We start from the raw sequence: 12,931 nt of genomic DNA on the forward strand, positions 1-12,931 counted from the left end.
CCGGGGGTGCGGAAAGCCGAGCGGAAAGCTCTCGTCCGTGCGCCGAGGGGTGGTTGACTCGGTACGGAAAGGCGGTGCCCGGTGGCGCTCTCGGCGAAGCAGGCGAGGATGCTCGACATCCTCTCGCGTCGTGCTGCCTGGGTGACGGCCGCCGAGCTCGCCCACGACCTCGGGGTGACCACGCGCAGCATCCGCAGTTACGTCGCCGCGCTCGGCGGCGTCGTCGAGTCCGGCCCGAACGGGTACCGGGTGCGGCAGGACGCCTACGCCGCGCTGCTCGCGGACGCTGACCAGGACGCCGACTCCGGGTCGCCGCAGGAGCGCCTCGTCTTCGTCGCGCGCCGGCTGCTCGACGAGCCGGAGGGCATCGACGTGTACGAGACAGCGGACAGCCTGTATGTGAGCGAGTCGACGATCGAATCGGATCTGACCCGGATGCGCGGCCTCCTCGCCGGCACAGAGCTGACGCTGGAGCGGCAGGGCCCGATCGCGCGGCTCGCCGGGCCGGAGATCGCCAGGCGCAAGCTGATCAGCCGGCTGTTCCGCGACGAGATGCGCCAGAGCGTCGTCGACGTCGCGCGCATCCAGGAGGCGTTCGCCTCGCGGGGGCTCACCGAGTTCAAGGGCGATCTGGTCGCGATGCTCGACGCACGCGGGTTCTTCGTCAACGAGTACGGCATCAACGACGTCCTGCTGCACATGGCCGTCGCCCTCGACAGGGTGGCGAAGGATCGCGTCCTGCCGGCCGCGGGCGACCCCGGCGTGAGCGAGACCATCCGCTCGCTGGCCGATGACCTGGGCGGGCTCATCCGCACGCACTTCGACGTGGAGCTGGACGCCACCGAACTGCGCTACCTCGCCATCCTGATGCGCACCAGGGTGATCGCCCCCGGCGCGGGCAGGGACACGGTGGAGGAGTTCGTCAGCGAGGACGACCTGGCGGTCGTGCGCGGCATCGTCTCCCGTGCCTCCGCCGAGTACCTCGTCGACCTGCGCGACGAGAACTTCATCGTGCGGCTCACCCTGCACGTGCAGAACCTGGTGGCGCGGGCCCACGAGAAGACCTACTCGCGCAACCCGCTCACCCGGTCGATCAAGAGTTCGTACCCGATGATCTACGAGCTCGCGGTCTACATCGCGAGCCGGTTGCAGGCGGCGGAGGGGATCGAGGTCAACGACGACGAGATCGCCTACATCGCGATGCACGTCGGCGCCTACCTCGAGCAGCAGTCGCGGCGGAGGGACGCGGTCACCTGTGCGGTCGTCTGCCCGAACTACTACGACATGCACATCCTGCTCCGCGAGCGACTGGAGGCCACCCTCGGCGACGAGCTGGACATCACCACCGTGATCACCACGGCGGATGCGGACTGGTCGACCATCGACGCCGACCTGGTGCTGACCACGATCGATCCGCGCGGCCGGCGGGAGAACGCGATCATCGTCCAGCCGTTCCTCACCGAGACCGACGTCGACCACGTCCGTCAGTCGGTCGCCCGCATCCGGCGCCAGCGCCGCAGGGCCGCGATCAAGAGCGAACTGCTGGAGTACTTCGACGAGAGCCTGTTCCTGCGCAACTTCTACGCGCGGGATGCGATCACGATGATCCGCGCGCTCGGCGACAGGATGATCGCGGCCGACGCGATCGACGCGGAGTACGTCGCCCAGTCCATCGAGCGCGAGCAGATGTCGTCCACGGCGTTCACGGACTCGCTGGCCGTGCCGCACGCGATGACCATGAGCGCCAAGCGCACCGCCATCGCGATCGTCGTCAACGACACGGCGATGGACTGGGGCGACGCCCGCGTCAACGTGATCGCCTTCATCGCGTTCTCGGCGGGCGGGAGGGCGGCCTTCCAGACCGTCTTCGACCAGTTCGTCGAGGTCTTCTCCGACCGGGAGGCCGTACTGGGTCTGATCCGCAGGGCGGACACCTTCACGGCGTTCATCGACGAGCTGGTGCGCATCATCGACGCGTGACCGCCCCGGACGCGGACGAGGCCCGCGGGGCGAACCCCACGGGCCTCATCGACGCTGTCGCGTCAGTTGGCGGTGACCAGGTACGTCACCGAGACGCCGGGCGTGCCGACGGCGACCGTGTACGTGTCGTTCACGAAGACGGCCTTGGTGTCCGTCGCTCCGGCCTGGGCCTTGTAGCCGGCCTTCTCGAGGGCGGCCTTGGCGTCGGCGAAACCGGTCTTGTTGTCGGGCTGGACGGTGACCGACCAGCCGTTGGCCTTGTCGCCGCGGGCGACGAGGATCGTACCGGGGATGAGCGGGACGTCGCTCTTCGGGAAGTCCGACGGGAGCGACTGGGAGGCGGCTTTCGTCTCCGAGGCGGTCGGGCTGTCGCTCGCGTTCGAGCCGGTGCCGGAGCAGCCGGCGAGCGACGCGATTGTCAGGGCCGCCACGAGAGCGGCAGGGGCGATCATCGACTTGGCTGTGCGCATATTTCTTCCTAGTGCTGTATGTGGTGCGGTGTGCAACATACAAGCCTACTGCGCGACCACCGACGGTGGACCCTCCGGTCTGCCCGGGAGGGCGCTCAGCCGAGCAGCAGCGAGCTCAGCTGGTCGGCAGAGTGCACGACCGCGATCGCGCCGGCCGCCTCGGCGGGGGAGCCGTAGCCCCACTCGACGAGGATCGTCGGCAGGCCGTGCTCGCCCGCGCCCTCCACGTCGTACTGCCGGTCGCCGACCATGACGGTGTGCGCGAGGTCGACGCCTTGCTCGGTGAGCCGGCGCAGCGCCTCCTCCACCACGTCCGCCTTCGCGCTGCGGCTCTCGTCCTCCGTCGCGCCCGCGATCACATCGAAGTACGACGCGAGGCCGAAGTGCTCCAGGATGCGGACGGCCTGCACCTCTGGCTTGCTCGTGGCGACGGCGAGCGGGATGCCTGCAGTGTGCAGACGCTGCAGCAGGCCGCGGATGCCGGGGAAGACCGCGCTGTCGAAGGCGCCGCTGGCCGCGTAGTCGACGCGGTACACCGCGAGCGCGTCGCGGGCGGCCGCCTCGTCCATCCCGGCCATGCTCTGCAGGGAGTCGAGGAGCGGCGGACCGACGTACTCGACGAGCTGGGCGGGCGCCGGGACGGGCATCCCGAGGGTCTCGAAGGTCCGGGCGAGGGAGGCGGTGATGCCGGGGGCGGAGTCGGTGAGTGTGCCGTCGAGGTCGAACAGGATGCAGGTCCAGGTTCGGGTGACGGTGGTCGTCGGGGTCGGGTTGGTCATAGCAGTCCCATGATATGTGGCGTATTCGTGTGCGCCCTCAGTGCTCGCTGAGGGCGGACTCGATGTGCGAGCGGGCGACCACCATCGTGTGCGGGGCGCCGGGATCGAACTGCACGGCGACGAAGTCGGCGGTGCGGATGTAGCCGAGCGCCTCGGTCGCCGGCACGATGACCGCCTGGACGCGCGTGCCCTTCCCCGTCGCGGCGCCGACGGCCGTGCGCAGCGCCTTCATCGAGGTGAAGAGCGGGAGGACGGCTTCTCCGGTGGTGGAGCTGATGGTCCGCAGCCGGACCTCGTCGGCACTGGAGCCCGTGACATCGACCACCAGGCCGCCCTTCTGCGCCGCGGCGAGCAGCGCATCCAGGTTCTCCATGGTCGGCTCGGCGGCGATCGCGGCCAGTGCCGTGCGCACCGGGCCGTTCTCGTAGCTCTGCGGGAAGCGTCCCTGTGGCGCCGCCATCAGAACAGCCTCGAGTCGCTGTCGTCGAGGCCGCGCATCGCGTCGTAGTCGAGCACGAGGCAGCGGATGCCGCGGTCCTCCGCGAGGGTCCGCGCCTGCGGCTTGATCTCCTGCGCGGCGAAGACGCCGGACACCGGCGCGAGCAGCGGGTCCCTGTTCATCAGTTCCAGGTAGCGGGTGAGCTGCTCGACACCGTCGATGTCACCGCGGCGCTTGAGCTCGACGGCGACGGAGGCGCCGCCCGCGTCCCGCGCCAGGATGTCCACCGGCCCGATCGCGGTCATGTACTCCCGGCGCACCAGCACGTGACCGTCGCCGAGCAGGTGGATCTGCTCCGCGAGCAGCTTCTGCAGGTGCGCCTCGACGCCGTCCTTCTGCAGGCCGGGGTCGATCCCGAGCTCGTGGGCCGTGTCGCTGAGCACCTCGTGGATGGAGACGACGAGCATGTCCGCCGTCTTCGCCTGGGTGACGCGCCAGACCTGCGTGATGCCCGCCTCGCGCTGCAGTTCGTCCGGCTCGTCGACCGTGAGTGTGCACGGCGGACTCATCCAGTTGAGCGGCTTGTACGAGCCGCCGTCGGAGTGCACGAGCAGGCTGCCGTCGGCCTTGAGCATCAGCAGCCGCTTCGCGAGCGGCAGGTGAGCGCTCAGCCGGCCGGCGTAGTCGACGGAGCAGTTGGCAATCACGAGGCGCACCGGACAAGTGTACGGTGTCGTCCCGCCCGTCCGGCGTCGGACGGTACTGCCAGGATGGGCCCATGGAACACCGCCTCCTCATCGGCACGTACACCGAACACCTCCCGCACGTCGACGGCGTGGCGCCGGGTCTGCTCTCCGCGACCTTCGACGGCACGCGCCTCTCCGAGGCCCGGCTGGAGGTGCCGCTGACGAACCCCTCGTGGGTGACCGCCTCGCCCGACGGCGGCCATGTCTACGCCGTGGAGGAGACAGGGCCGGACGGCGGCATCGCGACGATCGAGCTGCGCGACGGCGGGCTGTACCCGCGGGGGATGGACTCGGCGGGCGGAGCGGATCCGGCGCACGTCGTCGTGCATCCGTCGGGGCGGTTCCTCCTCACGGGCACGTACGGCGGCGGCACGGTCTCGGTGTACGCGATCCGTCCGGACGGCACTCTGGGCGCGCGCACGGCGTTCGTGCAGCACGAGGGCCACGGCGCTGACGCGGCCCGCCAGGATGCGCCGCACGTCCACCAGCTGAGCGTGGACCCGGTCACCGGCGACGTCGTCGTCGTCGACCTGGGGCTCGGCGAGGTGCGCTGGTACGCGCTCTCGGACGACGGCTCCCTGGAGCTGCGCCCGGAGGCGACCGTCGTCACGGGCGCATCCGGCCCTCGACACCTGGCGTTCCACCCGGACGGCGCGCACGCGCTGCTGGTGAACGAGCTGGACAGCACGCTCGACGTGCTGCGCAGGGACGGCGACCGCTTCGTGCGCGTGCACAGCGTCCCGACGCGTGCGCCGGGCACGGACGGTCCGAACCTGCCCGCCGCCGTGCGCGTGACGGCGGAGGGCGGGACGGTGCTGGTCACCAACCGCGGCGACGACACGGTGGCGGTGTTCGGCTTCGATGCGGGGTCGTCCACAGCGGACTTCGTCGCGGCGGTCCCCGCCGGGGGCCGGGCGCCGCGCGATCTCGTGCTGTCGCCGGAGGGCGACCGGGTCCTCGTGGCGTGCCAGGACAGCCGCGAGGTGACGGTCTTCGCCTTCGACGCCGCGGACCGCAGCCTGACCCCGCTCGGCTCGCAGGAGATCCCGACGCCGGTCTGTCTGCTGTTCCTCTGATCGCGAGCTCGTGACCGTCCCCGCTCGGTACGACTGACCCGTGCTCGAGCGCGGGCATACGCTGCCGGCGCTCCCCGCTCAGGCGGGCTCGGCCACCGGCTCCCGGCGCTTGACCTGGCGGACGGCGGGAGCCGCCAGCAGCGAGGCGACCAGCAGCGCGAGGATGAGGAACAGCGCGTGCAGGATGCCGAACTCCTTGCCGAGGAAGCCGATCAGCGGCGGCCCGACGAGGAAGGCGCAGTAGCCGATGATCGCGACCGCGGAGACGCGCGCCGCGGTGTTGGACGCTCCGTCGGCGGCGGCGGACATGCCGAGCGGGAAGCCGAGGGAGACGCCGAAGCCCCACAGGATCGTGCCGATGACGACGACCCACATCGGACCGCCGAGGATGAACAGCAGCAGCCCGACCACGCCCATCCCGGCCGTGATGCGGATGGCGGCGACACGGCCGATCCGGTCGACCACCGGCCCGCCGAGCACGCGGCCGACCGTCATCGCAGCGACGAAGCAGCCGAACACCACGGCGCCGGTCGAGTTGGACTGGCCGTGGCCGTCGACGACCGCGAGGGCGACCCAGTCGTTCGCCGAGCCCTCGCCGAACGCCATGCCGAGCATGACGACGCCGATGAGGATGAGGCGCCAGTCCGCCCATACGGCCAGCGCCGTGCGCATCCGCTGCCCGAACGGCACGCGCACCTTCTCGTCCGCCTCGTCGCCGAGGTCCGCCTCGCGCGGGATGAAACGGATCGCGATCACCGCGGCGACCACCACGACGATCGCGACCAGCCCGAGGTGCCAGACGACCGCGATGTGAAGTGCGGCGGCGGCCGCTCCGAGGCCCGCGCCGATGACGGTGCCGAGGCTGAAGCAGGCGTGCATGAGCGGCATCAGCGTCTTGCCGATCTCGCGCTCGACCGCCGTGCCCTCCACGTTCATCATCACGTCGACCATGCCGTTGCCGAAGCCGAGCAGGATGAGGCCGATCGCGACGAGCGGGACGGCGTGCAGCACGGTGGAGCCGACGCCGATGAGCGCCGTGCCGACCGCCACGATGACAAGCCCGCCGACCATGCCCTTGTGCGGACCGAAGCGCACCAGCAGGGGCGAGGAGACGGTGAGGCCGATGATCGCGCCCGCCGACATCCCGAGGATGAGCAGGCCGACGGACGACGGATCCGTGCCGAACCCGAGGTCGTCGCGGACGCCGGGGATGCGCGCCACCCAGGTGGCCATCGCGAGGCCGCTCAGGATGAAGATGACGAACACGGCGTTGCGCCACGCGCGCAGTTCACGGCGGTCGCGGGTGCTGTTCGGGGTCGGCTGTGACATCGGCGATCCTGCTGGTCTGGTGGAGTCTGGCGGTGGGCTGACGGCGATTTTCGCCGCTCGAATCGTTTCGATCGAAACGATTCGACTAAGCTACCACACGTGAACGACAGCAGCACAGCCTCCGCGGGCGCCCGGCCGACGCTTGCCGCGGTCGCCAAGCTGGCGGGCGTCTCGAACTCGACGGCGTCCCTCGCCTTCTCCGGCACGGGGCCCGTCTCCGACGCCACCCGCGAGCGCGTGCTCGCCGCCGCGAAGCAGCTCGGCTACGCCGGGCCGGACCCGCGCGCGAGGTCGCTGCGCCGCGGTCGCTCGGGCATCGTCGGCGTGGTGATGGAGGAGCGCGTGCGCGACGCCTTCCGCGACCCGATCAAGATCGCCCTGCTCGACGGCATCACCGAGGAGATCGCGGCGGTCGACGCTGGCCTGCTCATCCTCACCGACGCGGGGGAGGCGGCGCAGCGCATCGAGGACGCCCCGATGGACGCGGTGGTGCTCATCGGCTGCAGCCCGCGGCTGGACGAGTCGGTCGCCGCCCTGCGCCAGCGCGGCATCCCGCTCGTGGCCATCGAGGGCGACCCGGCGGACGACGTGCTCACCATCGGCCAGGACAATCGCGAGGCGTCGAGGATCGCCGCCCAGCACCTCCGCGACCTCGGCCACCGCGACGTCGCGGTCGTCACGCTCTCGCTGACCAGGGACAGGGCCCGCGGCCCGCTCACCCCCGACGCGATCGCGTCGGCGTCCTCCACCACCGCGCTCGACCGGCTCGCCGGGGCGCACGACGTCTTCCCCGGCGCCGGCGGCTGGGTCACGCGCGGCTCGTTCGTGGAGGAGGGGCGCATCGCCGGGACCGCGCTGCTCTCCGACCCGGCACGGCGTCCCACCGCGATCATCGCGCAGAGCGACCTGCTGGCCGCCGGCGTGATCCGGGCCGCAGAGGAGCTGGGCCTCGAGGTGCCCGCCGACCTCAGCGTCGTCGGGTTCGACGGTGTGCGCGTCGACGGCCTCTGGCCGTACGACCTCACCACGCTCGTGCAGCCCGCGGTCGACAAGGGCCGCGCCGCCGGCCGGGCGGTCGTCGACATGCTGGAGGGCGCCGCCGCGCAGCCCTCCTCGTTCACGAGCGTGTTCCACCAGGGCAACACCACCGCGGCCCCCGCCACCCCGCCGAAGGGCGCGTAGTTGTCACTTTCGCGACCCGAAAGCGACAACAACGTGCCCCTCGTCGGACGCCTGAAGCGTCCCCTCGACCGGGAGATCCTGCGGCTCGCCGTGCCCGCGCTCGGCGCCCTCGTCGCCGAGCCGCTGTTCCTGCTCGCCGACTCCGCGCTCGTCGGGCACCTCGGCGTCGCGCCGCTCGCCGGTCTCGGAATCGCCAGTGCCGTGCTGCAGACCATCGTCGGGCTCATGGTCTTCCTCGCCTACTCCACCACTCCCGCCGTCGCACGCCGGCTGGGCGCGGGCGACGAGCGCGGGGCCGTGGCCGCCGGGGTCGACGGCTGCTGGCTGGCCCTCGGCCTCGGCATCGTGCTGGCCATCGCCGGCTGGCTCGCCGCTCCGTTCCTCGTCGGGCTGTTCGGCGCCTCCGCCGCGGTCACCGGCCAGGCCGCCGTCTACCTCACGCTCTCCATGCTCGGCCTGCCCGCGATGCTCCTCGTGTTCGCGGCAACCGGCCTGCTGCGCGGCCTGCAGGACACCCGGACCCCGCTCGCGGTCGCCGTCGCGGGATTCGCGGCGAACATCCTGCTGAACGTCCTCTTCATCTATGGGATGCGCCTCGGCATCGCCGGCTCGGCCCTCGGCACGGTCGTCGCGCAGTGGGGGATGGTCGTCGTCTACGTCGTGATCGTCGCGCGGCACGCCCGCCGGGCCGGGGCGCCGCTGCTCCCGCACCACGCCGGGATCGGCCGCACCGCCCGCGCCGGCGGCTGGCTGCTCCTGCGCACCGCGAGCCTGCGGGCCGCGATGCTGCTCGCGGTGTTCGCCGCGACCCGGCTCGGACCGGACGAGCTCGCCGCCTTCCAGGTGACGATGACCGTGTTCGCGACCCTCGCGTTCGCGCTCGACGCCCTCGCGATCGCGGCGCAGGCGCTCGTCGGGAAGGGCCTCGGCGCCGGCGAGCTGGAGGACGTCCGCGAAGTGCTCCGGCGCTGCGTGCAGTGGGGGATCGGCGCGGGCGTCGTTCTCGGCGTCGTCACGATCGCGCTCAGTCCGGTCGCGGCCGGGCTGTTCACCGGCGACGCGTCCGTCGCCTCGCTGCTGCCGGTCGCCCTCGCCATCATCGGCGTGAGCGCTCCGCTCGGCGGGTATGTCTTCGTGCTCGACGGTGTGCTGATCGGAGCCGGGGACGCCCGCTACCTCGCGCTCACCGGCGTCGTCAACGTTGCCGTGTTCGTGCCGCTCGCGGTCGCCGTCGTCGCGTGGGGGTCGCACGACGCGGGGGGCCTTGCTGCGCTCACGGCCGCCTTCGCCTTCGGCTACCTGGGCGCGCGGGCCGTGACGCTCGGCCTGCGCGCCCGGGGCCGCGTGTGGATGCGAGCCGGCGCGGAGGTGTGACTACTTCGTCGGCATCAGCACGCCGTCGATCAGGTAGACCGTCGCGTTGGCGGTGTGGACGCCGCCGCAGATGACGTTCGCGTCGTTCACCTTGAGGCTGTCGCCCGAGCCGGTCACCGTGACCTCGCCGCCCTCGACCGTCTTGTGGGTGCCGACGATGTCCTTCGGCGCGATCTGGCCGGGGACGACGTGGTACGTCAGGATCTTCGTCAGGGTCGCCGCGCCGGCGTCCGTCTTCAGCGAGTCGATCGTGGCGGCGTCGATCTTCTTGAACGCGTCGTCGACCGGCGCGAAGACCGTGAACTGGCCGCCGTTGAGGGTGTCGACCAGGTTCACCTTCGCGTTGAGCTTGCCGGAGACGGCGGACACGAGGGTGGTGAGCAGCGGGTTGTTGCTGGCGGCGGTCGCCACCGGGTCCTCCGCCATCCCGGCGACCGAGCCGGAACCGGACGGCACCTGCTTCGCGTAGGCGGCGCAACCCGGGCCGACGAGGTCGGCGGCGGGATCCATGGATGCGCTCGCCGACGGGGAAGGCGACATCATCGCCTTCCCGGTGTCGGTGGATGAGGATCCGGCGCCCGACGAGCAGGCGGTGAGGGCGAGGGCGGCGGCAGCGAGGACGCCGAACGCCGCGGCGTGGAGCTTGGTGGTGCGCATGATTTCTCCTTCGGAAGGGATCCGGAACGGGCGGTCGCAGCTGCGGCCGTCGACAGGGGTTCGGCGGCACGCGCCGATCGGATTGGTCGGGTGCCGGAATCCCTCGGACGGCAATCCGATCCCGGCGCCCGCCGCGAAGAGAGGGCATGAGACGCAGAACGGCCACGTATGCCTGGGCCGCCGCCGCGGGAGCGGTGAGCGGTGGCGTGTTCCTCGCGATCGCGGAGCTGGTCGCCGTGCTCGTCGCGAACGATGCGGGCCCCGTGCTCGCGGTCGGGTCCTTCGTGATCGACATCGTGCCGCGCCCGGCGAAGGAGCTCGCCATCCAGCTGTTCGGTTCGAACGACAAGCTGTTCCTGCTCGCGAGCCTCGGCATCGCGGTGCTCGTCGGCGCCATCGTGGCCGGAATCCTCGAACGCCTGCGGCGCTTCGCGGGAGCCGGACTGATGCTGGTCGCGGGAGTCGCGGCGGTGGCCGCCACCGTCACCCGCACGGGTGCGGCAACGCTCGCCTTCCTGCCGTCAGCGCTGGGTGCGCTCGCCGGTGCAGCGTCGCTCGTTCTCCTGGTCGACCGGCTGCGCGCGTGGCGGCCGGCGGCGGCCGCCGAGGCGCGGTCCCCGCTCGGCCGGCGCCGGTTCCTGGTCGCGCTCGCCGCCGCCGCGGTCGGAGCAGCGGTCGTCGGAGCGGGCTCGCTGCTCGGCTCCGCCGCGACGTCGTCGATCGCCGCGGTGCGCGCGGCGCTCCGGCTGCCCGCGCCGCGCTCGCGGGTCCGCATCCCGGACGGCGCCTCGCTCGACGTGCCGGGGATCAGTCCGCTCTTCACGGCGAATCGCGACTTCTACCGCGTGGACACGGCTCTGACCGTGCCGTCGGTCGACCCTGGCACGTGGCGGCTGGCGATCGGCGGGCTGGTGGCCGAGCCGGTGCGGCTGAGTTTCGACGATCTGCTCCGGATGGGCCTGCACGAGTACTCGATCACGATGACGTGCGTCTCGAACGAGGTCGGGGGCAACCTCGTCGGCTCGGCGCGCTGGCTGGGCGTGCCCGTGCGGGACGTTCTCGCGCTCGCCCGTCCGCGCCGCGGCGCCGACATGGTGCTCTCGCGCAGCGTCGACGGCTTCACGGCGAGCACGCCGCTGGAGGCGCTCACCGATCCGGGCAGGGACGCCATCCTCGCGGTCGGGATGAACGGCGAGCCGCTCCCGCTCGAGCACGGCTTCCCCGTCCGGATGGTGGTACCCGGCCTGTACGGTTACGTCTCGGCGACCAAGTGGCTCACCGAGCTGAAGGTCACCACCTTCGCCGCGGATCAGGCGTACTGGACGCCGCGCGGATACAGCCCGAAGGCGCCGATCAAGCTGTCGAGCCGCATCGACACCCCGCGCATCGACCGCGCCGTCCCCGCCGGCCCGACGACCATCGCCGGGGTCGCCTGGGCGCAGCACACGGGCGTGCGCAGCGTCGAGGTGCGCATCGACGGCGGCGACTGGCGGCCCGCGCGTCTCTCCACGCCCGTGAACGCCGACACCTGGGTGCAATGGTCGCTGCCGTGGGAGGCGACCAGCGGCACGCACACGCTGTCCGTGCGCGCGACGGACGCCGCCGGGCGCGTCCAGGAGGAGAAGCGCACCCCGATCGCGCCCGACGGCTCCACCGGGTGGCAGAGCACCCTGGTGCGCGTCAGCTGACGGGTCGCAGCCATTCCCGCGCCGCGACGACGAGGGCCCGGACGCCGATGCCGATGGTCGGCTGCGCGAGCGGTGCGAAGTGCGGGGAGTGGTTGGAGGGGATGTCCGACTCCACGGTCCCGGCCGCCATCGCCGCCAGCACCTTCTCCGGGTCGCCGCCGCCGAGCATCCAGTAGACGAGCGGCACACCTGCGGCCGTCGCCAGGTTGCCGACGTCCTCGCTGCCGGAGAGCGCGCCCGGTTCCAGCACCGCCTGCTCGCCGAACTCCGCGGCGAACGCGGCGTTCACGCGTGCGGTCGCGTCCGGATCGTTGACGGTCACGGGATAGCGCTCGCCCCACGACACCTCGGGCTCCTGGACCGCTCCGCTCGCCTGCGCCTCGGCGCGGATGATCCGGTCGACGGCGCCGAGCGTCTTCGCGCGCACCTCCTCCGAGAAGCTGCGCACGCTGATGCCGAGAGTCGCGTCCGCCGCGATGATGTTGTTCTTCGTCCCGGCGTGCAGCGTGCCGACGGTGACGACGGCGGTCTCCTGCGCCGCGATCTCGCGCGAGACCACGGTCTGCAGACGCATGACGGTCGCGGCGGCCATGACGACGGGGTCGATGGTCGTCTCGGGGCGGGAGCCGTGGCCGCCGCGGCCGTGCAGCGTCACCTCGAACGCATCCACCGCGGCCATGGCCGGCCCGGAGTGCGCACCGACCATCCCGGCGGGGAACGGCGTGACGTGCTGGCCGAGCACCACGTCCGGCACCGGCACCCTCGAGTACAGGCCGTCCTCGACCATCACCTGAGCACCGCCGCCGTGCTCCTCCGCGGGCTGGAACACGGCGACGACGGTGCCGCTCCAGTCGTCGCGCGTGGCGGCCAGCCGCTCCACCGCGCCGAGCAGGCAGGTGATGTGGATGTCGTGGCCGCACGCGTGCATCACCGGGACGGAGTTGCCGTGCTCATCCTCGACGGTCTGGGTGGAGGCCCACTCGAGTCCGGTGTCCTCGCGGACCGGGAGCCCGTCCATGTCGGCGCGCAGCAGCACCGTGGGTCCGTCGCCGTTGCGCAGCACCCCCGCGACGCCGGTTCTGCCGACGCCGGTGTGGACCTCGAGGCCCAGCTCGGTGAGGTGTCCGGCGACGACGCCGGCGGTGCGGTGCTCTGCGAAGGAGAGCTCGGGATGGGCGTGCAGGTCGCGGTACAGGGCTTCGAGATCCATG

The 12,931-nt window shown here is 72.0% G+C and carries 12 protein-coding genes; 5 read left to right on the forward strand and 7 right to left on the reverse strand.

Annotation, left to right across the window (positions count from 1 at the left end; genetic code table 11):
• Positions 1-81 precede the first annotated feature (81 nt).
• A complete protein-coding gene (locus AAME72_RS07755) occupies positions 82-1,980 on the forward strand; it encodes a PRD domain-containing protein (RefSeq protein ID WP_348789663.1) in 1,899 nt (632 codons plus the stop codon).
• Positions 1,981-2,042: 62 nt separating this feature from the next.
• Here AAME72_RS07755 and AAME72_RS07760 read toward each other — a convergent pair whose 3' ends face one another.
• The 4 genes from AAME72_RS07760 to nucS all read right to left on the reverse strand — a co-directional run bounded on the left by AAME72_RS07760 (position 2,043) and on the right by nucS (position 4,384).
• Positions 2,043-2,450, reverse strand: coding sequence for a hypothetical protein (locus tag AAME72_RS07760; protein ID WP_348789664.1), 408 nt, complete (start codon positions 2,448-2,450; stop codon positions 2,043-2,045).
• A gap of 95 nt (positions 2,451-2,545) precedes the next feature.
• The gene (locus tag AAME72_RS07765; protein WP_348789665.1) at positions 2,546-3,229 is read right to left on the reverse strand and encodes an HAD hydrolase-like protein; all 684 of its coding nucleotides are present in this window, start codon (positions 3,227-3,229) and stop codon (positions 2,546-2,548) included.
• Positions 3,230-3,266: 37 nt separating this feature from the next.
• Positions 3,267-3,689, reverse strand: coding sequence for an SseB family protein (locus tag AAME72_RS07770; protein ID WP_348789666.1), 423 nt, complete (start codon positions 3,687-3,689; stop codon positions 3,267-3,269).
• The gene (gene nucS, locus AAME72_RS07775; protein ID WP_348789667.1) at positions 3,689-4,384 is read right to left on the reverse strand and encodes an endonuclease NucS; all 696 of its coding nucleotides are present in this window, start codon (positions 4,382-4,384) and stop codon (positions 3,689-3,691) included. The genes AAME72_RS07770 and nucS overlap by 1 nt, the downstream gene beginning before the upstream one ends.
• A gap of 62 nt (positions 4,385-4,446) precedes the next feature.
• Here nucS and AAME72_RS07780 point away from each other — a divergent pair, with 62 nt between their 5' ends.
• On the forward strand, positions 4,447-5,490 hold the full coding sequence (locus AAME72_RS07780) for a lactonase family protein (protein ID WP_348789668.1): 1,044 nt from the start codon (positions 4,447-4,449) through the stop codon (positions 5,488-5,490).
• 78 nt (positions 5,491-5,568) lie between these two features.
• Here the strand turns inward: AAME72_RS07780 and AAME72_RS07785 are convergent, their stop codons facing one another.
• A complete protein-coding gene (locus AAME72_RS07785; protein ID WP_348789669.1) occupies positions 5,569-6,819 on the reverse strand; it encodes an MFS transporter in 1,251 nt (416 codons plus the stop codon).
• Positions 6,820-6,918: 99 nt separating this feature from the next.
• Between AAME72_RS07785 and AAME72_RS07790 the strand changes: the two genes are divergently transcribed.
• On the forward strand, positions 6,919-8,001 hold the full coding sequence (locus AAME72_RS07790; protein WP_348789670.1) for a LacI family DNA-binding transcriptional regulator: 1,083 nt from the start codon (positions 6,919-6,921) through the stop codon (positions 7,999-8,001).
• Between the two features lie 33 nt (positions 8,002-8,034).
• Positions 8,035-9,375 carry an MATE family efflux transporter gene (locus AAME72_RS07795; RefSeq protein ID WP_348789671.1) on the forward strand — a complete coding sequence of 447 codons (1,341 nt, stop codon included), beginning with the start codon at positions 8,035-8,037 and terminating at the stop codon, positions 9,373-9,375.
• Here AAME72_RS07795 and AAME72_RS07800 read toward each other — a convergent pair whose 3' ends face one another.
• Positions 9,376-10,032 carry a fasciclin domain-containing protein gene (locus AAME72_RS07800; protein ID WP_348789672.1) on the reverse strand — a complete coding sequence of 219 codons (657 nt, stop codon included), beginning with the start codon at positions 10,030-10,032 and terminating at the stop codon, positions 9,376-9,378.
• Between the two features lie 146 nt (positions 10,033-10,178).
• Between AAME72_RS07800 and AAME72_RS07805 the strand changes: the two genes are divergently transcribed.
• Entirely contained in the window at positions 10,179-11,720 is a 1,542-nt protein-coding gene (locus tag AAME72_RS07805) for a molybdopterin-dependent oxidoreductase (RefSeq protein WP_348789673.1), read from the forward strand.
• Here AAME72_RS07805 and AAME72_RS07810 read toward each other — a convergent pair.
• Positions 11,713-12,930: an amidohydrolase gene (locus AAME72_RS07810; RefSeq protein ID WP_348789674.1), complete on the reverse strand. Its 1,218-nt coding sequence runs from the start codon at positions 12,928-12,930 to the stop codon at positions 11,713-11,715. The two genes, AAME72_RS07805 and AAME72_RS07810, sit on opposite strands and share 8 nt — an antisense overlap.
• Position 12,931 lies beyond the last annotated feature (1 nt).

The organism is Leifsonia sp. NPDC080035 (assembly GCF_040050925.1).
GTDB lineage: Bacteria > Actinomycetota > Actinomycetes > Actinomycetales > Microbacteriaceae > Leifsonia.

What these genes read in the sequence shown, in the direction of transcription:
- AAME72_RS07810 (WP_348789674.1), bottom strand. Translation starts at nt 12,930, where the DNA reads ATGGATCTCGAAGCCCTGTACCGCGACCTGCACGCCCATCCCGAGCTC.
- AAME72_RS07780 (WP_348789668.1), top strand. Translation starts at nt 4,447, where the DNA reads ATGGAACACCGCCTCCTCATCGGCACGTACACCGAACACCTCCCGCAC.
- AAME72_RS07805 (WP_348789673.1), top strand. Translation starts at nt 10,179, where the DNA reads ATGAGACGCAGAACGGCCACGTATGCCTGGGCCGCCGCCGCGGGAGCG.
- AAME72_RS07765 (WP_348789665.1), bottom strand. Translation starts at nt 3,229, where the DNA reads ATGACCAACCCGACCCCGACGACCACCGTCACCCGAACCTGGACCTGC.
- AAME72_RS07770 (WP_348789666.1), bottom strand. Translation starts at nt 3,689, where the DNA reads ATGGCGGCGCCACAGGGACGCTTCCCGCAGAGCTACGAGAACGGCCCG.
- AAME72_RS07785 (WP_348789669.1), bottom strand. Translation starts at nt 6,819, where the DNA reads ATGTCACAGCCGACCCCGAACAGCACCCGCGACCGCCGTGAACTGCGC.
- AAME72_RS07760 (WP_348789664.1), bottom strand. Translation starts at nt 2,450, where the DNA reads ATGCGCACAGCCAAGTCGATGATCGCCCCTGCCGCTCTCGTGGCGGCC.
- AAME72_RS07800 (WP_348789672.1), bottom strand. Translation starts at nt 10,032, where the DNA reads ATGCGCACCACCAAGCTCCACGCCGCGGCGTTCGGCGTCCTCGCTGCC.